At 60.0% G+C, this 20,170-nt stretch carries 17 protein-coding genes and 1 pseudogene; 2 read left to right on the top strand and 16 right to left on the bottom strand.

Translation table 11 applies throughout. The features are described from left to right. Positions 1 to 4: 4 nt before the first annotated feature. From ACZ5MJ_RS08760 to ACZ5MJ_RS08685, 16 genes are all read right to left on the bottom strand, one after another. Positions 5 to 1,384, bottom strand: coding sequence for an MFS transporter (locus tag ACZ5MJ_RS08760; RefSeq protein WP_464223448.1), 1,380 nt, complete (start codon positions 1,382 to 1,384; stop codon positions 5 to 7). A 363-nt stretch (positions 1,385 to 1,747) separates the two neighbouring features. Next, positions 1,748 to 2,317, bottom strand: a complete 570-nt coding sequence (locus ACZ5MJ_RS08755; RefSeq protein WP_464223447.1) for a chorismate--pyruvate lyase family protein — start codon at positions 2,315 to 2,317, stop codon at positions 1,748 to 1,750. A 57-nt stretch (positions 2,318 to 2,374) separates the two neighbouring features. Next, positions 2,375 to 2,899, bottom strand: a complete 525-nt coding sequence (locus tag ACZ5MJ_RS08750; protein ID WP_464223446.1) for a gamma carbonic anhydrase family protein — start codon at positions 2,897 to 2,899, stop codon at positions 2,375 to 2,377. Between the two features lie 125 nt (positions 2,900 to 3,024). Then, positions 3,025 to 4,503: an NADP-dependent succinate-semialdehyde dehydrogenase gene (gabD, locus tag ACZ5MJ_RS08745; protein WP_464223445.1), complete on the bottom strand. Its 1,479-nt coding sequence runs from the start codon at positions 4,501 to 4,503 to the stop codon at positions 3,025 to 3,027. A gap of 63 nt (positions 4,504 to 4,566) precedes the next feature. Further along, complete coding sequence (locus ACZ5MJ_RS08740; protein ID WP_464223444.1) at positions 4,567 to 6,123, bottom strand: class I adenylate-forming enzyme family protein; 1,557 nt, start codon at positions 6,121 to 6,123, stop codon at positions 4,567 to 4,569. Between the two features lie 63 nt (positions 6,124 to 6,186). Beyond that, positions 6,187 to 6,939 carry an SDR family NAD(P)-dependent oxidoreductase gene (locus ACZ5MJ_RS08735; protein WP_464223443.1) on the bottom strand — a complete coding sequence of 251 codons (753 nt, stop codon included), beginning with the start codon at positions 6,937 to 6,939 and terminating at the stop codon, positions 6,187 to 6,189. Between the two features lie 4 nt (positions 6,940 to 6,943). Next, the gene (locus ACZ5MJ_RS08730; RefSeq protein ID WP_464223442.1) at positions 6,944 to 9,364 is read right to left on the bottom strand and encodes a xanthine dehydrogenase family protein molybdopterin-binding subunit; all 2,421 of its coding nucleotides are present in this window, start codon (positions 9,362 to 9,364) and stop codon (positions 6,944 to 6,946) included. Beyond that, positions 9,357 to 10,118: an N-acyl homoserine lactonase family protein gene (locus ACZ5MJ_RS08725; protein ID WP_464223440.1), complete on the bottom strand. Its 762-nt coding sequence runs from the start codon at positions 10,116 to 10,118 to the stop codon at positions 9,357 to 9,359. Before ACZ5MJ_RS08725 ends, ACZ5MJ_RS08730 begins: the two co-directional genes overlap by 8 nt. Positions 10,119 to 10,133: 15 nt before the next feature. After that, entirely contained in the window at positions 10,134 to 10,655 is a 522-nt protein-coding gene (locus tag ACZ5MJ_RS08720) for a (2Fe-2S)-binding protein (protein ID WP_464223439.1), read from the bottom strand. Beyond that, positions 10,652 to 11,530, bottom strand: a complete 879-nt coding sequence (locus tag ACZ5MJ_RS08715) for an FAD binding domain-containing protein (protein ID WP_464223438.1) — start codon at positions 11,528 to 11,530, stop codon at positions 10,652 to 10,654. The genes ACZ5MJ_RS08720 and ACZ5MJ_RS08715 overlap by 4 nt, the downstream gene beginning before the upstream one ends. An 11-nt stretch (positions 11,531 to 11,541) precedes the next feature. Beyond that, positions 11,542 to 13,107 (bottom strand): enoyl-CoA hydratase-related protein, encoded by a 1,566-nt coding sequence (locus tag ACZ5MJ_RS08710; RefSeq protein ID WP_464223437.1) that lies wholly within the window; start codon positions 13,105 to 13,107, stop codon positions 11,542 to 11,544. A gap of 33 nt (positions 13,108 to 13,140) precedes the next feature. Continuing rightward, positions 13,141 to 13,524, bottom strand: a complete 384-nt coding sequence (locus ACZ5MJ_RS08705; protein WP_464223686.1) for an acyl-CoA thioesterase — start codon at positions 13,522 to 13,524, stop codon at positions 13,141 to 13,143. Between the two features lie 50 nt (positions 13,525 to 13,574). Then, on the bottom strand, positions 13,575 to 14,726 hold the full coding sequence (locus tag ACZ5MJ_RS08700) for an iron-containing alcohol dehydrogenase (protein WP_464223436.1): 1,152 nt from the start codon (positions 14,724 to 14,726) through the stop codon (positions 13,575 to 13,577). A gap of 467 nt (positions 14,727 to 15,193) precedes the next feature. Further along, on the bottom strand, positions 15,194 to 16,141 hold the full coding sequence (locus ACZ5MJ_RS08695) for a helix-turn-helix transcriptional regulator (RefSeq protein WP_464223435.1): 948 nt from the start codon (positions 16,139 to 16,141) through the stop codon (positions 15,194 to 15,196). A gap of 212 nt (positions 16,142 to 16,353) precedes the next feature. Beyond that, positions 16,354 to 17,571, bottom strand: a complete 1,218-nt coding sequence (locus ACZ5MJ_RS08690) for an ABC transporter substrate-binding protein (RefSeq protein WP_464223434.1) — start codon at positions 17,569 to 17,571, stop codon at positions 16,354 to 16,356. Positions 17,572 to 17,855: 284 nt separating this feature from the next. Then, positions 17,856 to 18,860, bottom strand: a complete 1,005-nt coding sequence (locus ACZ5MJ_RS08685; RefSeq protein WP_464223433.1) for a winged helix-turn-helix transcriptional regulator — start codon at positions 18,858 to 18,860, stop codon at positions 17,856 to 17,858. A gap of 667 nt (positions 18,861 to 19,527) precedes the next feature. Here ACZ5MJ_RS08685 and ACZ5MJ_RS08680 point away from each other — a divergent pair. Both ACZ5MJ_RS08680 and ACZ5MJ_RS08675 read left to right on the top strand, forming a co-directional pair. Beyond that, on the top strand, positions 19,528 to 19,977 hold the full coding sequence (locus ACZ5MJ_RS08680) for a LysR family transcriptional regulator (protein WP_464223432.1): 450 nt from the start codon (positions 19,528 to 19,530) through the stop codon (positions 19,975 to 19,977). Further along, positions 19,919 to 20,137: pseudogene (locus ACZ5MJ_RS08675) on the top strand (hypothetical protein); the annotation flags it as partial. The gene ACZ5MJ_RS08680 and the pseudogene ACZ5MJ_RS08675, both read left to right, overlap by 59 nt. Between the last annotated feature and the right edge of the window lie 33 nt (positions 20,138 to 20,170).

Raw genomic sequence — 20,170 nt, 5'->3', positions numbered from 1 at the left:
GCCCTTACTGAAGCGCCGTCGAACGGGATTCGCCCGCGGACACAGTGGGAGAGTCGGATGCGATATCCTGCTCGGCGGCAGACGCAGAGCGGTTGTGATTCACGAACGCTGTCGCGATCACGGCGATGATGGCGGGTACGGCAATGACCAGGAAGTTGTGCTGAAGCGGGAGCTTCATGCTGACCAGCATGCCGATCACGATGGGGGCGAGAATGGCGCCGCTCCGCCCCACGCCAGACGCCCAGCCAATTCCCGTAGACCGTACTGCCATCGGGTAGAACTGGCCAACGTACGCGTAGGCCAGGATCTGTGTGCCAATGGTCGTCGCTCCCGCCATTCCCACCAGGAAATAGAGCACCGGCGTCGACACGGGCTGGCCGAGCATAGAAATGGAGACCGCGGCGAGCGCAAAAAAGCTCATCAACACGTACTTGATGTGGAAGCGATCCGAAAGCCAGCCACCGCCGATCGCGCCAATCATTGCGCCGAAGTTGAGCACCAGCACAAAGGTAAGCGCGGAGCCGAGGCTGTAGCCAGCACTGGCCATCAACTTCGCCAACCAGGAGCTCAGGGCGTAGATCATGAACAGACACATGAAGAACGCAACCCAGAACATCACCGTACTGAGACTCCGTCCATCCCGGAACAGGTGCCGGATGGGCGCGTTGTCGGCCTTGTCCGTTGTCGGCAGCGCAAAGCTGTCCCCTGCTTGGGGCCGGTAAGACGGGTCAAGCCGAGACACGGTTATCCGCAACTCATCAATACGTCCCTCCTTAATGAGAAACGGCATCGATTCAGGCATGGACTTCATGATCAGCGGAATCAGGATCACCGGCAGGCCGGCTGCAATGAAGACCGATTGCCACCCATACGACTCAATCAGCCCCTTGCCCAGGATTGCCGCCAGCATGCCCCCGACGGCGTAGCCACTGAACATTAGCGTCACCATCGTGCTACGGATGCGCTTCGGTGAAAACTCGGTCATTTGTGCCACCACGTTTGGCATCACACCTCCGATGCCCAGGCCAGCCAAGAATCGCATCACACTGAAGACAACCGGATCTTTTGTGAATCCTGCCGTTGCCGTGAAGACACTAAAGAGTCCGATGCAGATTGCGATGGCCTTACGGCGTCCGATTCGATCCGCGATGGTTCCAAGGAAAATCGCTCCCACCATCATCCCGAACAGCGCGGAGCTCACCATGAAGCCGGCGCTTGTCGCGTCGACCCCCATTTCCTTCATGATCGACGGCAGAGCAGCCCCTGCCACGGCCAGGTCGTAGCCGTCGAACACGATGATTAGTGCACACCAGAACAGTACGACGGCATGAAAGCCATTGAAGCGGACATCATCCGCCAGTTTGTGAACATCGATGTGACGCATTGCAAGTCTCCTAAGTCAAGCTAGATATCGACCCGTTGTTCGGGCTCATTGGATTCGAACTGCGAGGGTGAGCTTCTTGAGCATCAGCGCTACGATAGCGGTGAGGGAATAGAGCGGATATCGAGAAGCCGCGTATGTTTTCAAAATTCCGCGCGAGTATTGCCGGCAGCCCTCAGTTGCCAGGCCTCAGTCACATTGGTCCCAGGTAGGAATCAGGGTTAGCACGGATCAACTGGGCGCCTACCCAACGACGAGAGCGGGCATCCTGGGTGCAGACGGGCGCAAGTCGCCGCATCGGCGCGCGCAACTCGCCGATGGTGGGCATCCTGCTAATGACTTCCTCGATGAATTCCCGGTAGGCGGCTATGAAGGGGTCATTGCCGCCGGGTGTTCCTGATACAGCCAGGGCAAGAAGCATTCGGCGACGGCGAGCCTTGCCCCTCGTCGCTCAAACACTGACCGTCGTGCCCAAAGCCGCGTCGTATACGATTCCGGCGCGATGCGACGAGCCAGACGGAAGAGGCGATGCTCGCGGCCAAGTAGCCCATATTCAAACGGCGAACGTTGCACGTTGGTATCGTGGTACAGCAGCGTGGCAAGAGGACAGTCACGCAGCCCTTTGATTGCTCGCCAGACCGTGATGCTGTCCTTGGACTCCACCAGGCTCCGAGCCACAATGGCTGGCCGTCCATTAATGCAAAGGGTGACGTCCCGCGCCCAGGCCGATGTAGGCATATCCCCGCCCATGACGCTTGCTCGCGCACGAAGTTCGACGAAGTCCTCGAAGAGGACATTCACGCGGACATCCCCCAGCTTGCGAAGATGAGCGGTGAGGGAGCCCTCGCGTCGCAACCAATGCCATGCCGTACCACGTCCATGCCATGCCCGCTCGGCGCGCCAACCGAGGGGACGTTCTCTGCAGACATCAAACACCTTCTTCTCCTCTGCAATCACTATGCGTTGCCGCCATACGCTGCCAGAAGGGCTGGCCTATCCGACCAGCCGCAGGGATCGATGGCAGTCCGCCGCCAACACCACGTAGCGATGGGTTGCCGTAGCCTTCATGTCGACCTCGGCATCGCTGAGTACACGGACCACTGCTGCAGGTATCCCCGCGGCCAGTGAGTTCGGCGGAATCACCATGCCAGCCTTGACGAACGCCGACGCTGCGACGATCGAGTTTTCACCAACGTGAACGCCATCCATCACGACAGCATTCATCCCGATCAGACAGTTTCTGGCGAGACTCGCGCCGTGTACTATCGCTCCGTGCCCGATATGCGAATTGGATGCGAGTCGGCAAGCTTCCTCGGGCTTTGCGTGCAATGTGCATGATTCCTGAATATTGCTACCCTCCCCTACCTCGATCCAGCCGAAGTCCCCACGCAGCGAGGCAAACGGCGCGATGTAACAGTTGGCTTCAATGATGACTTTCCCGATGAGGCAGGCCAGTGGATGCACGAACGCTGTCGGATGCACCTCTGGCCTGACACCGTCAAACTCGTAAATCGCCACGTTCTTGCTCCTCAGAACATGCGGTGCATCTTGAAGCGTTCATCCCATGCATCGCTTGCCGGTCACCAACATCTGGAAGATTGAGGCACGTCGGCAGGCGGGTTTCGAACCCGCCCCGCGTCGCCTTACACGCCACCCATGCAGACGTACTTCACTTCGAGATAGTCTTCTATCCCGTACTTGGATCCCTCTCTACCCAGGCCGCTTTCCTTCACGCCTCCAAACGGGGCAACCTCAGTGGAGATCAAGCCTTCGTTGACCCCGACGATGCCGTATTCGAGTGCCTCGGATACCCGCCAGATGCGACCGATGTCGCGGCCATAGAAGTAAGATGCCAGTCCAAACGGCGTGTCGTTCGCCATCTCAATCGCCTCCTCCTCGGTCTTGAACCGGAAGATCGGAGCGACCGGACCGAACGTTTCTTCTGCGAAGATGCGCATGTCTCGGGTCGCGTTGGTGAGCACAGTCGGCATGAAGAAGCTGCCACCGCACGCATGATAGTCACCGCCCACCACAACACTCGCGCCGCGCGAAACCGCGTCGGCGACGTGTTCCTTGACCTTCTTCGCGGCTGCAACATCGATGAGCGGCCCGATCGTCGTGTCAGGCTGGCGACCGTCGCCGACCACCATCTTACTGACTTCTTCGGCCAGCCTCGCTACGAAACGGTCATAGATGCCGTCCTGGACCAGAAGCCGATTCGCGCATACGCAGGTCTGACCGGCGTTCCGAAACTTGGAGGTCAGCGCGCCTTTTACGGCAGCTTCAATATCCGCATCGTCGAAAACGATGAACGGCGCGTTGCCACCCAGTTCCATCGACGCCTTCTTGACCGTCGCTGCACATTGAGCAAGCAGTACCTTGCCGATCTCAGTGGACCCAGTGAAAGACAGCTTCCTCACAATCCGATTCGCCGTGAGTTCTCCGCCGATGGCGCTCGCCGAGCCGGTGACGCAGGACAGCACTCCAGGCGGGACGCCAGCTCGTTCGGCCAGCACGCAGAGTGCGAGCGCGGAGAACGGCGTCTGACTGGCGGGTTTCAGGACCATCGTGCATCCAGCCGCGAGTGCCGGGCCTACTTTGCGCGTGATCATCGCCGCAGGAAAGTTCCACGGCGTAATCGCTGCGCAGACACCGATCGGCTGCTTCAGCACGACGATACGTTTGTCGGGCTGGTGGCCCGGGATCGTGTCGCCGTACACACGCTTCGCCTCTTCCGCGAACCACTCGAGAAAGCTTGCCGCATAGGAAATCTCGCCGCGGCTTTCACTCAGGGGCTTGCCTTGCTCCAACGTCATCAGCAGGGCGAGATCATCCTGATGAACCAGCATGAGTTCGTACCAACGTCGCAAGATTTGTGCCCTGTCCTTGGCAGTCCGCTTCGACCAGGAGCGCAGCGCGCGATTCGCCGACTCGACCGCGCGGGCCGTCTCGGCGGCTAGCATCCGAGGAACGGTACCGACCAACTCGCCGGTTGCCGGGTTGTTGACACTCAGCACCGTGCCGTCGTCGGCATCGATCCACTCTCCGTTGAGATAGCATTGCTGCCGGAACAGCTCCGGGTCCTTTAGCCCCAGCGATTCGCCGGTAATGCTCTGTTGCATGCGTGACTCCTATCAGAAACTATTTGTTTGCTGCGCTTGCTGGTCCAGCCTTCTTTTTGCCGGTTACTTGTCAGTACCAGTGACGAGGTCCCTCAGCTTGAAGCGCATGATCTTTCCCGAACCCGTTCGCGGAATATCGTCGACGACCTGGACGCTCGCCGGAAGCTTGTAGGCTGACAGCCGGGTCGAGCAGTGCTCCTTGAGCCTATCCGCGTCAACGCTTTCGCCGACACGGACAACCACGAACGCGACCGGGACCTCTCCAAGCATGGTGTGCGGCACGCCGACAACCGCGCAGTCCGCCACACCGGCGTACGTCATGATCGCCTCCTCGACCTCGGCCGGCGCGATATTCTGGCCTCCGCGGATGATGACTTCCTTGAGGCGACCGGTAATGATCAGATAGCCAGCCGCGTCGTGCTTCGCCAGGTCGCCTGTGTGATACCAGCCGTCCTTCAGCGCGGCAGCCGTCTCATCAGGTTTGTTCAAGTAGCCCTTCATGACGTTGGGCCCTCGGACGATCAACTCGCCCTCCTTACCAACATCCACATCCTTGCCATCCACCGGATCGACAATACGCGTCTCGACACCGGGGATTGGCAGGCCACAAGATCCCATGACACGTGTTCCGCAGTTCCAGTTCATCGTGACCATCGTGGACGTCTCGGTGATGCCATATCCATCGAGAAGCGGTACACCGAAGCGACGTTCAAACTGCTCATTCACCGCGGCCGGGAGAATCGCGCCGGCGCTGAGGCAGACACGCAGACTGTCGAAGCGCAGCGAGGGAATCTCGCGCGTTGCCTCGAGCAGGTAGTGAAACATCGTTGGCACGCCCGGGAATACGGTGTACTCACCCGTCTGCAGCAACCGCAAAGCCTCCGGCGTCGAGTATTTCTCCCCGATGTACTCGGTGGCCCCCACCGCGAGAATGCCGAGAACGGTGAGGTTCAGCGCGTACGAGTGGAACAGGGGCAAGAAGGATAGGACCTTATCCTTCTCGTTAAGGCCCGCGATGGGCGCCCAGCACGCGGCAACCACCCACAGCATGCTGCGCGTGGTGAGTACCACGCCCTTCGCCTTACCCGTCGTTCCGGATGTGTAGACAATGAATGCCGGTGCATCAATGTCAGAAGCATCGCGCGGTGCTTTTCCAGTACCTTCGTTGATCAGTTGTGCGAACGAGTTCTCGGATGGCGGCTCGCTGGCATTTTGAACTTCGATCACCAATGGACGGACTGCCAGCTCTCGAGTCAACGCCTCGAGATGCACTGCTTTGGCAGCGGTCGTGATCGTCAGCACGCATTGAGCGTCTGTCAGACGATAACCAATCTCGGCATCCGTGGCATCGATGCTGATTGGCACTGCCACGGCTCCGGCCCGCGCAATCGCCAATACACTCACAACCCAGTTGACCGAACTGGGGAGCATGACCGCGACGCGATCGCCTTGCGCGACGCCAAGCCTTTCCAGGTGGCTCGCCAGGTTGGCTGTGGCTGAATTCAGCTCTGCGTAGGTCACCGAGCCTGCTGCGTCTTGGAACGAGACCTTCCCGCCCCGTTCGCTGGCGTGCCTGCGAAGAAGTTCCGGTACCGGAACAATTAGTTCTGTGTGAATCATGGTTGTCTCCCCATACTGGAACGGCTCAGCTTGCTTGCGCTCCTTCCGCTGAGCCCCCTTTCCTCAGACCATGCTGAAGCCGCCACTGACACTGATGACCTGACCGGTAATCCAGCTACCGCGACCCGACGCGAGTAGCACTACCAGGGGCGCCACATCCGCGGGCTGACCAAGGCGCCGCAGAGGATAGAGCTTCGTGAGCTTCTCCCTGTTCGCCTCCATGAACTCCGGATCGTGAGCGGTCTCGATCAACCCAAGCGCGACCGCGTTTGCCGTGGTCCCGCCACGGGTCTCGCGAGCGATCGACTTCATCAATGCAATGTTCGCGGCCCGGGCCGCCGCGCCAATGGCCAGACCGGATTCGCCTACGCGCGAGGAGTCGCCCACGATGCTGATAATCCGGCCCGCCCCTTTCTGCTCTTCGAGATGGGGAAGCGCTGCCTGCGTACAGTTCAACGTACCGTACAGGCAGACATCGATCTGCTTGCGCCACTCATCAGGAGTGGTATCGACAAATCGCTTGCGAAATACGAGCCCAGCATTGTTGACGAGGATGTTGAGCCCACCGAAGGTTTCGACGGTCTGGGACACCATCGCATCCACTTGTTTTCGATCGGCGATGTCACAGCCAATTGCGAGCGCCCGGCCACCGATATCCTCGATCTCTTTCACCACCGACTCGGCCGCGGCCTTCGATCCGTGGTAATTTACTACGACGCTTGCGCCTTCCTTCGCCAGGCCCAAAGCAATCTCGCGGCCGACGTCACGGGCGCCACCCGTGACAAGCGCTACCTTCCCTTCAAGTTCGAACTGCATGTTTTTACTCCTCCGTGGAATCAAGTTTTGATTGGTGGATCAGCCGGAACAGGCGCTCCGGCGTGACGGGTAACTCAGAAATGTCAATGCCGAACGAACTCAGCGCGTCGGCAACCGCGTTCGCAATCGCTGCGGGAGAGCCAATCGTTCCGCCTTCGCCCATGCCACGGAAGCCCCCAAGCGTATTGGGGGCCTCGGCCTTGAGGTGAACCATGTCGAGTGAAGGCACTTCCGGAGCGGACGGCAGCAAATAGTCAACCAGGCTGGCGGTCAGAAGCTGCCCGTCAGCGTCATAGACGACCTCTTCGAGCAGCGCTGCGCCAACGCCCTGTGCCAGCGCTCCGCGCGTTTGCCCCGTGACAATCAAGGGATTGATAATGCGACCGCAATCCTCAGCAATCACGTACTTCTGGATATGCACGGCATACGTCTGGGGATCCACTTCGACTTGCACGAGATGTGTTGCCGAGCTCGTCGTGCCAACTACCGGGTCGTAGACGCGACTTATGCACATTTCTTCCCGTACATCGGGCGGCACTCTGCCCATCTGTGAGTACAAGGCCCGCGCGAGTTCTCCGAACGACAGCTTGCCATCGCCCAATCTGACTCGAATGATGCTGTCAACAATCTCCAGATCCTCTACCGTCACAGACAGCAGAAAGGCGGCAACTCTTAACATCCGCTGACGAAGCTCCCTGGCAGCCAATATGCCCGCGCCGCTGCTGATCACAGCCGTGCGGCTGGCGTAGCTGCCGGTGCTGTGCGGGACGGCCGCACTGTTGCCTGTCACTACCCGGAGATCTTCCAACCGTGCGCCCAACTCGTCGGCGAGCACCTGTGCCAACGTCGTCTCGTGGCCCTGACCATGTGAGGCACAGCCAAACGATGCTCGGATCGCACCGGTTGAATCGAGCTGAATAACGCACGTGTCCGTGCCGGTATTGATCGGCATTCCGGGCGAAGCGGATATGCGGGAGCCGATGCCGGACAGTTCTGCGTAACACGCAATCCCGATGCCGATCCATCGCCCCTCAGCCCGTGCCTGCTCCTGCTCCGCTCTGGCTTGTGTATATCCAAAACGCTCCTTGGCGGCGCGGAGCCCTTCCGTGAAGGCGGACTGATCCCACACGATGCCAACTGCCGTCTTGTAGGGAAACTGGTCGGGCTGCACAAGGTTGCGTTGCCGTATCTCAGCGGGATCCATACCCAGGCGCTTAGCAGCCATATCCATCAAGCGCTCCATGACGAACGTGGATGTCGGGCGCCCCACCCCGCGATATGGCCCCGTGGGCGATTTCGGTGTCGTTACGCCGCGGACATGCCCGTGATAGGCAGGAACCTGATAAGGCCCGGGAAGGAAACTAATGACCTGGACCGGTTCGATCCCGGCCGTCCACGGGTAGATGGAGTACGCCCCTACGTCGCCGATAACGTTCGCGCGTAGTCCGACGATGCTTCCGTCCTCATCGAGCGCAAGCTCCGCCGCGACGCGCTCGTCGAAAGCCTGGCTGGTGGAGAGCAGATCCTCCAGCCGATCACCGGTCCACTTAATGGCGCGGCCCAGCTTCCGGGCGAGCGTGCATACCAGCATCTCCTCCTGATAGACCGAGGTCTTTCCTCCGAATCCGCCACCGACGTCGGGCGCAATGACCGTCAACCTGTTGCCCGGCATATCGAGGAGATCTGCCAGCGCATCCCGCACGATTCCCGGCACCTGGCTGGAGGTGTACAGCGTCAGCGAATCGCGGCCGGGGTCCACGTCCGCAAAGTAGCAACGAGGCTCCATGGCCGCAGACGTTTTGCGGTGGAACCTGAACTTCCCCGAAACAACTAGCGCGGCATTTGCGAAAGCCGTGTCGACCTCACCGCGCACAAATGCACGCTCCACGAGAACATTGCTCTCGAACCCCTCATGCAAGACTGGTGCACCGGGCTGCGCGGCAGCTTCAGGATTTGTTTCGACTGGTAGCGGTTCGTAGATGATCTCGATACCGTCCATTGCATCCTCGGCCTCATATCGGCTACGGGCGACAATGGCCACGACAGGCTCGCCTACGAAATGGACCACGCCATTTGCGAGCGCGTGAATAGGCGTTGGCTGATAGCCGCTCATGCGAGAGGTGGCAATCGCGGGCTTTACCAGATGTGCCAGGTCGGACCAGGTATAGACACCCACCACACCTGGCATCGTCTTGGCCGCGGCTATGCGGATATCCACGATACGCGCGTGCGGTTGATCGCTCCGTACCAAGGCCATGTGGAGCGCATGTCCTGCAGGCACATCGTCGACATAGCGCCCCAACCCCGTCAGCAACCTTGCATCCTCCACGCGGCGGACAGGCTTTCCGACGAGCTTTTGCCCTTCCCTGCCAACTTCCGCCTCGGTATCCTGCGGTTGTGCGACGTGACTGTCGTGGTCATTCATATGCTTCTGCTCCTTTCCGGAGCCCCTCCCACTGCACCGCATCGTGGCCAAAAAGCACGGTGGCTCCGGCCCGTTGCAATCGCTGAATTTCTCGAAGCGAAGCCAACGCAGCATTCGGGTCCCACGTATTGCGGGGCATCACTTCGCGATCGAGGTTCTCCCGCAGAGCTACCGCATCTGCCGCCAGGAGAAAGCTGCCATCGCGCGACAGGCTCACGACCGCGCCAAGCATGCCGGGCGTATGCCCTGGCAGGGGCAGCAGCGTCAGTCGGCCGTCTCCGAAGAGATCGTGTTCGCTGTCGACCGTGACCGTGGGCATCGGGTGTTGCCAGTCCGCCGGGATGTATCCGCGCTGAACAGCATCGCTACCCTGTGCGGCCTCCAGCTCCTTGCGATGGCAATAGATCGTTGCGCGCTTGAAGAACTCATTGCAACCGCAATGGTCCGAATGGAAGTGGGAGTTGACGACAACGTCGATGTCTTCGGGCACCAAGCCCAGTGTCGCAAGCTCCGACACTACGTTGTCCTGTTCTCCACCGACAGGCACCATGGCCTTCGCCATCGCACCCCAGCGGCTAGCAGCATCGTGACTCGTGCTGGGATGGCAGCCCGTGTCAAACAGGATGTTGCCCTGTGCATGACTAAGCAGAACACAAGATACGGGCAAGTCGATCGTCTCAGTGCGCTCTGCCTCCGGCAGATAAACGCTCTTGCGCATGCGCAGCCGACCGCCGCTCAGGATATGCATCTTCATGGGATGTCTCTTCGCCTATTCCTGATTGGTGTCTGCCGCAGCATCACGAAGCGCATTGCGCGCGGCGACGCATACGTGCACCGCTTCCACAATGCCTTGGTAGCCGGTGCAGCGACAGAGGTTTCCCGACAGGACATCACGAATCTCTTCGTCCGATGTCAGCGGGTACTTTCCAAGCGCATCCGAGCACGTGGCCAGCATGCCGGGCGTGCAGAACCCGCACTGCAGGCCATGGTGTTCTCGAAAGGCCTCCTGCAATGGACTGAGGGCGTCAATCGTGCCCATGCTTTCTACTGTGCGAACGTCGCAGCCGTTGGCCCGTACGGCAAGCATCAAACACGAACGGACGCTGTCGCCATCGACAATCACCGTGCAGGCGCCGCACACACCATGCTCGCACCCAACATGGGTACCCGTGAGGCCCAGCGTGTGCCGTAGAAAGTCAGACAGCAGCAACCGCGGTTCAACCTCTCGCTCACAAGGTTCGCCATTAATCAGCATCCAGACCGGATGAAGGGGGATCTTTGCTTCGCTCATGTCTTGTCTCCAATCGCGCGTTGCCATGCCTTGCGCAACACGCGCTCCATGAGAACGCCGGCCAGATGGCGGCGGAATTCTGGGGATGCGTGCAGGTCGAGACTTGGCTCGAGCGTTGCGCAAGCCGCTCGCACTGCTTCGGCAATCACGGGGTCCGACAAGGACTTTCCTACCAGGATTTCTTCGGCATCCGTGCGTCGCAGTGGAGTGTCGCCGACCCCCATCATGGCGACACGTGCTTGCTGAATCGTGCTGTCGCGCACCTCAAGGAGGACGCCCACCGCGGCCAAGGCAAAGTCTCCTGCGCGACGCGAAAATTCCTGAAAGCACCAACCCATGCCAGGAGGTAATCCGGGCGCCTCGACACGAATCACCATCTCGTCTTCCTCGAGCGCATTGGTTAGGGGCCCCAGGAAGAAATCCTTGGAATCGATTGACCGCTCACCACGGACCGATCGGGCTACGATCTGCGCGTCCAGGAGGCGGGAGATCATGGGAAGCTCCGCTGCGGGATCCGCATGGGCCAGGCTGCCGCCTATGGTTCCCCGATTCCGGATGGCCAAGTGCGCGACGTGCACCATCGTTTCGGGGATCACCGGGAAGCGGCTTGCAACGAGGGCCGAGGTTTCCAGCATGCGATGACGCGTCAAGGCGCCGATCGTCAGGCCACCATCCGCACGCGGTCGCACATAGTCGAACTCAATTAGGCGACTGACATCAATGATCAGACTTGGACGCACGACTCGGAAGTTGAGCATAGGAGTCAGGCTCTGCCCGCCAGCCATGATCTTGGCGTCCCCGCCATGGGCCGCGAGCAACTCGACGACCTCGTCGATGGTGTCGGGCGCACGGTAATCAAAGGGAGCTGGTTTCATTTCAGTTCTCGTCAGCGGCCCTGGAACTTGGGCTCGCGCCGCGCGGCAAACGCCTCGCGACCTTCGCGGTAGTCGTCGCTACCCGCTGCGGCCGCGATCAGTGCCTCGGCGCGAGCCAGATCCAAGCCGCTCGTGCTTCCGGCCATTCCGTTGAGCAAGTACTTGGCGCCTGCCATGCTCAAGGGCGCATTGACCGTGAGCGAGGAGGCAAATGCTCTCGCATCTGCCATCGGATCGCCGCCCTGTGCCGGCCGTGCTTTGGCTCCGATGATCCGCTCCCAGATGGAGAGCGTGGGCTTCTCGTTGGGCAGGCCGGCGACGCGATCCACGAACCCGATGCGGCGAGCCTTCGCGGCGTCGAAGCGTTGTGCGCCGTAGAGGATCATCTTTGCCTCGGAGACCCCAACAAGCGACAACAGCTTGCGCGTTCCTTTCACGCCATAGATGATCGAGAGCCGTGCGGCAGGAATGCCAAACATCGCATCGGCAGCCGCGAAGCGAAAATCGCAGGACATTGCGAGATGCGCACCGCCGCCGAGACAGTAGCCCCGCAGCACCGCAATGGTGGGCTTCGACAGTTTGGTAATCGCATCACAGCAAGCGTCTACCGCCACCTCATAGGCAGTCGCCTGTGCGACATCGGAGCGAACCTTCTCGAACTCCGCGATGTCGGCGCCTGCACAGAAATCCTTGTCCGCACCCGTGATCAGAACGGCTCGCACCTCCGGATTCCTATCGAGGGCGGCGAGGATGGTCGGGATTGCCAGCCACATCGCATATGTCATCGCGTTGCGGCTCTTTGGCCGATTCAGCGTCACCACAGCGATCTGGTCGGAGATCCATACCTTGATCTTCTCCGATATCAGGACATCCATCACTTCGGCCTGGTGGGCTGCCGGACTCGGCGCTGCAACCTGCGGCTGCGGAGTTGCCGCGCTTTTCGCTGGTGCCGCCGGAGCAGGCGCCTCCTCCAAAGCGTGGCGCGTCGCACCGTGCGATTCCACCGCAGGGCTCGCGCCGGCGGCGTGGCTCGCAGTCGAGGCTACCGACTCGACTGGGTCCGCTGCCGGCGCCACGGCTACCAACTCGCTGATATCAAAGGATGCTCCGTTGGTGGGAGCCGCCTTCTCCGCCCGCGAATTCACCTGTTGGCCGAACAGTTCGAAGAAATCATCGGCCGACTTGCGTGCCGCGGCATCGATCATGCGCGAGCCGAGTTGTGCAAGCTTCCCGCCAACGTTGGCTTTGACGCCGTACCGTAGCATCGTCACAGTCGGCTCAAGCGCGTCCAGGGAAACTTCAATATCCGCCTTGGCGAATCCTGCGGCGCCACCCGATCCCTCTCCGGTCAACGTATAGCTCTTGGGCGGCACCATGTTGGACAGGGTGACCTTACCGGCAAACCGTGCTTTGATCGGACCTACTTTTGAAACGACCGTTGCCGTGAATTCGTTGTCAGCGGTCCGCTCGAGCGATTCGCATCCAGGAATGCTCGATTGCAGAACGGCGGGGTCATTGAGAGCCTCCCACACCAACTCGCGTGACGCTTCGAGGCGTGCCTCACCAACCATTTCCATCTGTTGTCCCTCCTAATTATCTGATCTTTCCGCTTAATCCGACAATGCCTGCAGCACTGTGCGGACTGCATCGGGAATGGGCACCGGTCGATTCGTGGCACGATCAACGTAGACATGAACAAAGTGCCCCAGTGCGGAACACTCGTCGGCGTCGTTCCGGAAAAGAGCAATCTCATAACGGACACTGCTTTTTCCCAGATGCACCACCTTGAGTCCGACATTGACAATGTCCGGAAACCCCATGGAGGCGAAGAAGGTGCAACGTGTCTCGATGACCAGCCCTACGATCTCGCTCGCGGCAATATCGAGAACGCCACGTTGAATAAGGTGTCGGTTCACGGCGCTGTCAAAGAACGCGTAGTACACAACGTTATTGACGTGGCCATAGGAATCGTTATCGCCCCAGCGAGTCGGCATTGTTTCGAAATGCCAATATGACTCGCGCTTGGTAGGAACAGCCTTCTCGCTCACAGCGCCTCCTGATACAAAGAAACTGCGTCATCAAAGCCAAGCTCTCGCGGATTGTTGATCAGCAGCCGTGTTTGCTTCATCGCATCACACGCAAGCAGGCTCAGATCGAGTTCGGAAATTCCAACATCACGCAGCCGCGTCGGAAGGCCGAGATCACCAGCCAGATCGCCCAGATACTTCGCCAGGGTTCGAGCCTTCTGTTGCTCGCTTCCTGTCGCCCCCGGCACGACGATGGGCGCCAGTTCCGCATATTGGGCGGCCGCGCTGACCATGTTGAACCGGATCACGGGTGCGAGGACCAGCGAGTTGGACAAACCATGCGGCACGTGGAATCTCGCCCCGATCGGGTACGCCAAGGCATGTACTGCGGCAACGGGAGCATTGGCGAAGGCCATGCCAGCCAGACAGGCACCGATCAGCATTTGCTCGCGAGCGTCCAGGTCTCCCCCATCGACGCACGCCGGTCGAATGGATCCTGAGAGCAGGCTGAGTGCTTCTCGCGCAAGGCAATCGGAGATGGGATTCTTCAGCCGTTTGCTGGTGAACGCCTCGACGGCATGCACCATGGCATCGATCCCAGTTGCCGCGGTGACATGGGACGGCAGCCCCAACGTCAACTCGGCATCGAGCAGAGCCACATCGGGCAGGAGCACTGGAGAGACGACGCCTTTCTTTTCCCCGATGCCAGTGGTCACGATCGAAATCGGCGTCACTTCGGAACCGGTACCGGCGGTTGTCGGCACGAGGATCAGCGGCAGGCGCGGTCCCTTTGCCTGGTTGACGCCATAGACTTCTCCGATCTGTTCGCCGCTGCGCGCCAGCAAGGCCGCGAGTTTGGCTGCGTCCATCGAGCTTCCGCCGCCAAAGCCGACAACGCAATCCGCCTCGGCAGTTCTTGCGGCAGCAACCGCGGCAAGAATCACGTGTTCCGGCGGGTCAGCCTGCACGTCCGAAAACACCGTTGCGCGCAGACCATGATCGGCGAGCCCAGCCAACGCGCCCTCGAGGACGCCCGCTGCCAGCAGGCCCGGATCCGTGACGATGAGCACACTGCGGCAGTTCATCGCCGCGATGCGCTCATGCAACTTCGCGGCGCCGCCACGTTCGACTACCAACGACCGAGTATTGTGAAATTCGAAGCTTTTCATGACGATGGGTTAGGTGCGAGTGTCACTTGCATTATTAGACTATTGAAGCTGCTATGCAAGAGAAAACTTAGGTTTTGAAGTTCAATGCAACCTTTTAGGCACTTGCATTAGCAGCAGAAATCCCTCGCCGATGAAGGCGATGTCAGGTTTGTGTCCGCAACGCTAGATGCCATGGCTGCCGGCTGGCCGGCGATCGCCCTGCCCCAAGATGCCCTAGTGGTCCACTAGCGACATCTCGTCGGAAACTGATCGTGCTCACCACAAATGGAAGCAACCTAGACCTGGGCGCCGGACGCCCACTGAAGGATCGCGCCACCTCCGGGCGATGGTCGAAAGAGAACCGGCTCGTTTGCAGCGAACAGCCAATGTCACAGCGCGGCGGCAGCGCAGTTCGCTCTAAGTGGGCTCGCCAGAATCTGGAGGCACAACGCGCCACATGGCCCACGAATGGCCTCCATCGTTTCGAGCTAGATATCGGTAATCGGGAGCTGTGCGTGTAGTCTTTGCAGCGTAGTCGCAGCATCTTCGCCGCTCGTGTCGAGCGTCAGATCCGCTCTGGCGTAGAGAGGTGCGCGCGCATGAAGAATGTGCCGCAGATCGGTCATGGCTTCGCTGTTGCCTTCCATGGGCCGGATATCGCCCTGGGCCACTACTCGCGCCATATGTTCTTCCGGCGACGCCCGCACCCAGACGGTATAGCACTGCGCCAGGAGGAGATTAAACGTGGCGGGCTGAGACACCAGGCTACCCGGCGCGGCTATCACGAACCGGTCATGCTCGCGCACCGTACGCTCGAGCGCCCGTGATTCATAGCGGCGATAGGCCGCCTGTCCATACAGCGCATGTATTTCCGACAGGCTTGTACCAGCCTCACGCTCAATTGCGGCGTGCAACTCTATAAACGGCACATTTCGGACCTCTGCTAGCGCCCGGCCCAGCGTAGACTTGCCCGCGCCCCGCAGGCCAATCAGTGCGATACGGCGATTGCGCGCTTCACTGGCCACGCCTGTTGGCGCAAAGGTACGGCGAAATATGTCGCGCGCACGCTTGAAATCTTCGTCCGACAACTGCGCCAACCACTGGATCATTTGCGCGAAGTCGGTGGCATGCTGCCCTCTAAAGCCGTCTACCTCCGCCAACACCACTGGCAGCGACACGTCCAACCCGCTCGCTACTTTGCGCAACAGCAGCACCGAAGCGTTGCCAGCACCGCCCTCCAGCATTGCCAGATAGCGCTCCGAAACGCCGGCATGTCGCGCAAGGTCCTTGCGCGACATGCCCCGCGATGCCCGCAGCGATCGGATGCGCTCTCCCAAGGCCAGCAGGTCGTGATCGCCCTTGTTGCAAGGCAACGTAGCCGGTTGCTCCTCGGCATTGGGATCTGGAGTCAGTCCAGGAATTCGATCGCGGCGCATGACTAGGAGGTCAGCTCTGAAGGCGACGAGCGAGAACTTTCGTAGACCACACCCGAGGCCTGGATACGATTCGGCCGCATCAACATATGGAATATGGACGGCGTCGCCTGACAGACGCGGTGCGAAGCGGTGCGACACGCGACTTCATGGGCATTCGGCGCAGCGTGCGGAGCGGCGGGCGAGCCGCTCCAGGCATGGAGCCAGTATCGCGACTACTTTGCAATCAATCGGCACTTGCTCTCCGCTAGCGGTCGGAAAGCTTCGCTTCCGGGAATCGTCTTCAGCAGAGTCAGGTAGTCCCACGGATACTTTGACTCGCTCGGCGCCTTGACCTGATAGACGTACATGTCATGGACCATTCGACCGTCAGCGCGAATGTGGCCGTTCGTCGCGAAGAAGTCGTTGATGGGCATCTCCCTCATTTTCGCCATGACGGCGCTAGCGTCGTCCGTGCCTGCGGCCTGGACGGCCTTGAGGTAGTGCATCGTCGATGAGTAATCTCCTGCGTCGCCCATATGCGGCATCCGCTTCATCTTGTCGTAGAAACGCTTCGCCCAGGCACGCGTGGCTTCATTACGATCCCAATAGAACGCAGTAGTGAGGACAAGCCCTTGGGCTTGCTTCAGGCCAAGGGCGTGGATGTCTGTATCCCACACCAGCAGGCCCGCGACCTTCTGCTTTCCCGCGAGTCCGAACTCCGATGCAGCCTTCATTGCGTTGACGAATCCTTTCCCCGACCCGGCCAGCGCCACCACCTTCGCCTTGGAGGCCTGCGCCTGTAGCAGGAATGAGGAATGATCGCTCGCGTCGACAGGATAGCGGATGGCTCCCACCACAGTGCCGCCGCTGGCCCTCACCACTTGCATCGCGTCCGCTTCAAGTGAGTGACCAAAGGCATAGTCCGCAGTAAGGAAGTACCACGAATCCAGCTTCTGCCCTATCAGCGCCTTCGCTGTGCCAGTAGCAAGCGCATAGGTGTCATAGGCGTAATGGATACTGTTTGGCGTGCATGCTTCGCCGGTAAGTCGCGATGACCCGGATCCGTTGACGATAGCCATCCGGTTTTTCTCCTTCGCGACGTTTACGACGGACAGCGCGACCGCAGAATTGATCAGGTTCGTGACCATGTCCACCCCGCGAGTGTCGAACCACTCCCGTGCCCGCGTAGCCGCCACGTCAGGCTTGTTCTGGTGATCGGACACGATGACTTCAATTGGCTTGCCTAGGACTTTGCCGCCAAAGTCCTGCACAGCCATCTTCACCGCTGTGACGGCGCCCTCCCCGGATTCGTGTGAAAACTGCCCGGACATATCGGTCAGCACACCAATCTTCACCGCATCATCGGAAATCCTGCCCTGAGTCAGCGCTTGACCAGTGATCGTGAAGAAAGATAGTGCAGCAACAATGCTCGATAAGACACTCTTTTTCATTTCTGTCTCCGTCGTCTGAACTCTGCCAATGCAAGCGACCAAGTCATCGCATTTCCGCGAAGACCCTCTTATTTTGGCAAAGCGTAGCCACTACAATTTAGTTATGCAAGTACCTTTTTCCCTAAGAACCACCGAGGAAGGAACCCATAGGGCGCGAAGCGACGGGAGAGGTGTGCGGGCGGACTGAGGCACGGCGGGAGGACCCGCAATCGTCCAGGAGAGACTGCTCACCTCGTCGCAGTCGGACGAGGCAGCGGGTAGTTAGAGGCGGGAGCGGCTAGCGACTAAGCGGCAGCCGAAAGGGGCGCGTTCAGTTCGTAGCGTAGGGAGTAAGAAACATCGTGAGGATTCAACTCCTCGCCGCACTGGTCACAGACCACTTTGGCGTAGAAATCGTGATCACAGTCGCTATGCCGCAGCGTCAGCGGAGGCTTACCGCCGGAGAGCCACTTGTCGCCCCAGCGCATCATCACGAGCATCGCCCCGTAAAGATCAAGCCCCATTTCAGTCATGAGATACTCAAAACGGGCGGGTCGTTCCTGATATTGGCGTTTTGTGATGATCCCCTCTTCCGTCAGCCGCTGAAGCCTGTCGGCAAGAATGTTTGTGGCAATCCCTAAACGAGATTGAAATTCATCAAACCGACGCACCCCGTAGAAGAACTCTCGTATGACAAGGAACGACCAGCGATCGCCAATAATCTGCAGGGTTCGAGCCACAGAACATGGCCGAACACGCTCCAGTACAGCAGGATCAGAAGTCCGCCGCGACCGTTGCCTCACTTCCGTGCGAACCTCGCTGCCAGCTCCAGGACCATCCCGGTAGCGCACCCGCTTTGCGTCGATGCTCTGTTTACAATGCGAGCAGGCTACACGCGGAGAACACGAATGGCCGCACGACTTGTGGAATAGCTGGAGTGGTGGCAAGTCTTCACCAGCGAGCCATTTGTCCCCGAACGCAAGGAGGGAAAGCATTGTCGGATACAGATCCCGCCCGGCATCGGTAAAGCGGTATTCATGCCGACCGCCAACCGGCACCTTGGTCAGGATGCCCAGTTCAGTGAGTTTCGTAAGGCGTTGCACCAGCGTCGTACGAGGCACTTGAAGCAGCGCCTGAAATTGCTCGAACCTCCGGACACCGAAGAAGCACTCGCGCAGAACCAGAAACCCCCACGCATCCGAGAGAATTTCCACAGTTCGCGCGACCGAAGAATAGCGCTCGACGGAGGCGAACTTTTCATCGCCCGCGTGGTGACCGGCAGGTGCTTTTGCTGGGTTCGCAAGTTTCATATGTTGGTCGCCGGGTAATGGACCGTATGGCACGACCGGGAATTATAGTCCAGTTTTGCAAGTCTCACTCGACATGCGCAGACAGCGACCTTAGTCATGCTTCTGCGAGCAGTCCATGCACGCTGCCGTGGAGGCAATCTACGGCGACCAAAGGATTCCAGTTCAGCAACTGGTCTTCAAGTGTCCGTTTGCTGGCCCGACGAGCCCTGCCACCGATGAAGAGATGATTGCGAGCCCCGCTGCGGACGACCGCTCGGGGTCGGTCAGAAATAATCGCCGTTTCGCGGCGGGCATGGGTCCGAGACCAGCCAATCCCGGTCTTTCGCGTCTAGCTTGGCGAACGGCCGCAGTGGCTTCGACATCGGCCGCAAGCCCTATATATCGCCTTATGGTGGTCGCTCTTGCCAACGTCGGCATTCCCTACCTCATCCGAGCTCACGGCCAGGAGCGGTGGCTACCTCGCTCCGCCCCGCGCCCGACCATAGATGGGCGTCGTATCAATCGGTTTGACACCTCCGTCTACCGCCTTGCGGATCGTGGCAATTGAAATAGCGTCACTCGAATCTCCCCGCTTTCAGCGCCAATCGCCCATGTTCCAAGACCGATGCAGGAGACCGGACCCTGAATCAGGCCCCCAATATCTCGATCCGATCTCGCCGACTTAAATGTGTTTCTGGTCATCGTCCGCCGTCGCAGCTTCAGAGACGCGGCAGCCGAACTCGGCGTGACAACGTCCGCGCTTTCCCACACCATGCGGCACCTTGAGGCGAGGATGGGTGTCAAGCTTCTGAACCGCACGACCCGCTCGGTCTCCCCCACTGCCTCCGGCGCCGCGCTCGCGGAACAGTTGAGCGCCGGATTTACCCAGATCCAGGACGCCGTCCACGCCCTGGAACGCTATCGAGGCTCACCGGCTGGACGCATACGGATCAAGGTTCCGCGCGATGCCTCCCGCTTGCTTTTGTCGCCCACCTTACCGGCCATTCTTTGCGTCTCACCCCGATGTAGAAGTCGAGATACGGCCGAAGATCGCATGGTGGACATCGTCGAGGAGGGCTATGACGCGGGCATGCGTATGGCGACACGGTGCCACAGGCTATGGTGGCAGTTCCGCTGACACGAAGGCTTCGATGATCGTCATCGGATCACCAGCGTACTTCGCAAGGCGCGGTAGACCGAAGTCACCGCAAGACCTCGTCCACCACTCCTGTGTTCGAATGCGGCTGGGTGACAATACGCTCTATCGCTGGGAGCTTGCGCAAAACGGAAAGCAGGTTGAAGTCGATGCGCCCGGTCCGGTTTGCGTGAAC

The sequence above is a fragment of the Cupriavidus sp. LA-1 genome, from assembly GCF_055385985.1.
This window is presented reverse-complemented; position numbering and strand designations above follow the sequence as displayed.

Coding starts and splice junctions, on each gene's coding strand:
- ACZ5MJ_RS08760 (WP_464223448.1), bottom strand. CDS start 1,384: ATGCGTCACATCGATGTTCACAAACTGGCGGATGATGTCCGCTTCAAT.
- gabD (WP_464223445.1), bottom strand. CDS start 4,503: ATGCAACAGAGCATTACCGGCGAATCGCTGGGGCTAAAGGACCCGGAG.
- ACZ5MJ_RS08740 (WP_464223444.1), bottom strand. CDS start 6,123: ATGATTCACACAGAACTAATTGTTCCGGTACCGGAACTTCTTCGCAGG.
- ACZ5MJ_RS08735 (WP_464223443.1), bottom strand. CDS start 6,939: ATGCAGTTCGAACTTGAAGGGAAGGTAGCGCTTGTCACGGGTGGCGCC.
- ACZ5MJ_RS08730 (WP_464223442.1), bottom strand. CDS start 9,364: ATGAATGACCACGACAGTCACGTCGCACAACCGCAGGATACCGAGGCG.
- ACZ5MJ_RS08725 (WP_464223440.1), bottom strand. CDS start 10,118: ATGAAGATGCATATCCTGAGCGGCGGTCGGCTGCGCATGCGCAAGAGC.
- ACZ5MJ_RS08720 (WP_464223439.1), bottom strand. CDS start 10,655: ATGAGCGAAGCAAAGATCCCCCTTCATCCGGTCTGGATGCTGATTAAT.
- ACZ5MJ_RS08715 (WP_464223438.1), bottom strand. CDS start 11,530: ATGAAACCAGCTCCCTTTGATTACCGTGCGCCCGACACCATCGACGAG.
- ACZ5MJ_RS08710 (WP_464223437.1), bottom strand. CDS start 13,107: ATGGAAATGGTTGGTGAGGCACGCCTCGAAGCGTCACGCGAGTTGGTG.
- ACZ5MJ_RS08705 (WP_464223686.1), bottom strand. CDS start 13,524: ATGCCGACTCGCTGGGGCGATAACGATTCCTATGGCCACGTCAATAAC.
- ACZ5MJ_RS08700 (WP_464223436.1), bottom strand. CDS start 14,726: ATGAAAAGCTTCGAATTTCACAATACTCGGTCGTTGGTAGTCGAACGT.
- ACZ5MJ_RS08695 (WP_464223435.1), bottom strand. CDS start 16,141: ATGCGCCGCGATCGAATTCCTGGACTGACTCCAGATCCCAATGCCGAG.
- ACZ5MJ_RS08690 (WP_464223434.1), bottom strand. CDS start 17,571: ATGAAAAAGAGTGTCTTATCGAGCATTGTTGCTGCACTATCTTTCTTC.
- ACZ5MJ_RS08685 (WP_464223433.1), bottom strand. CDS start 18,860: ATGAAACTTGCGAACCCAGCAAAAGCACCTGCCGGTCACCACGCGGGC.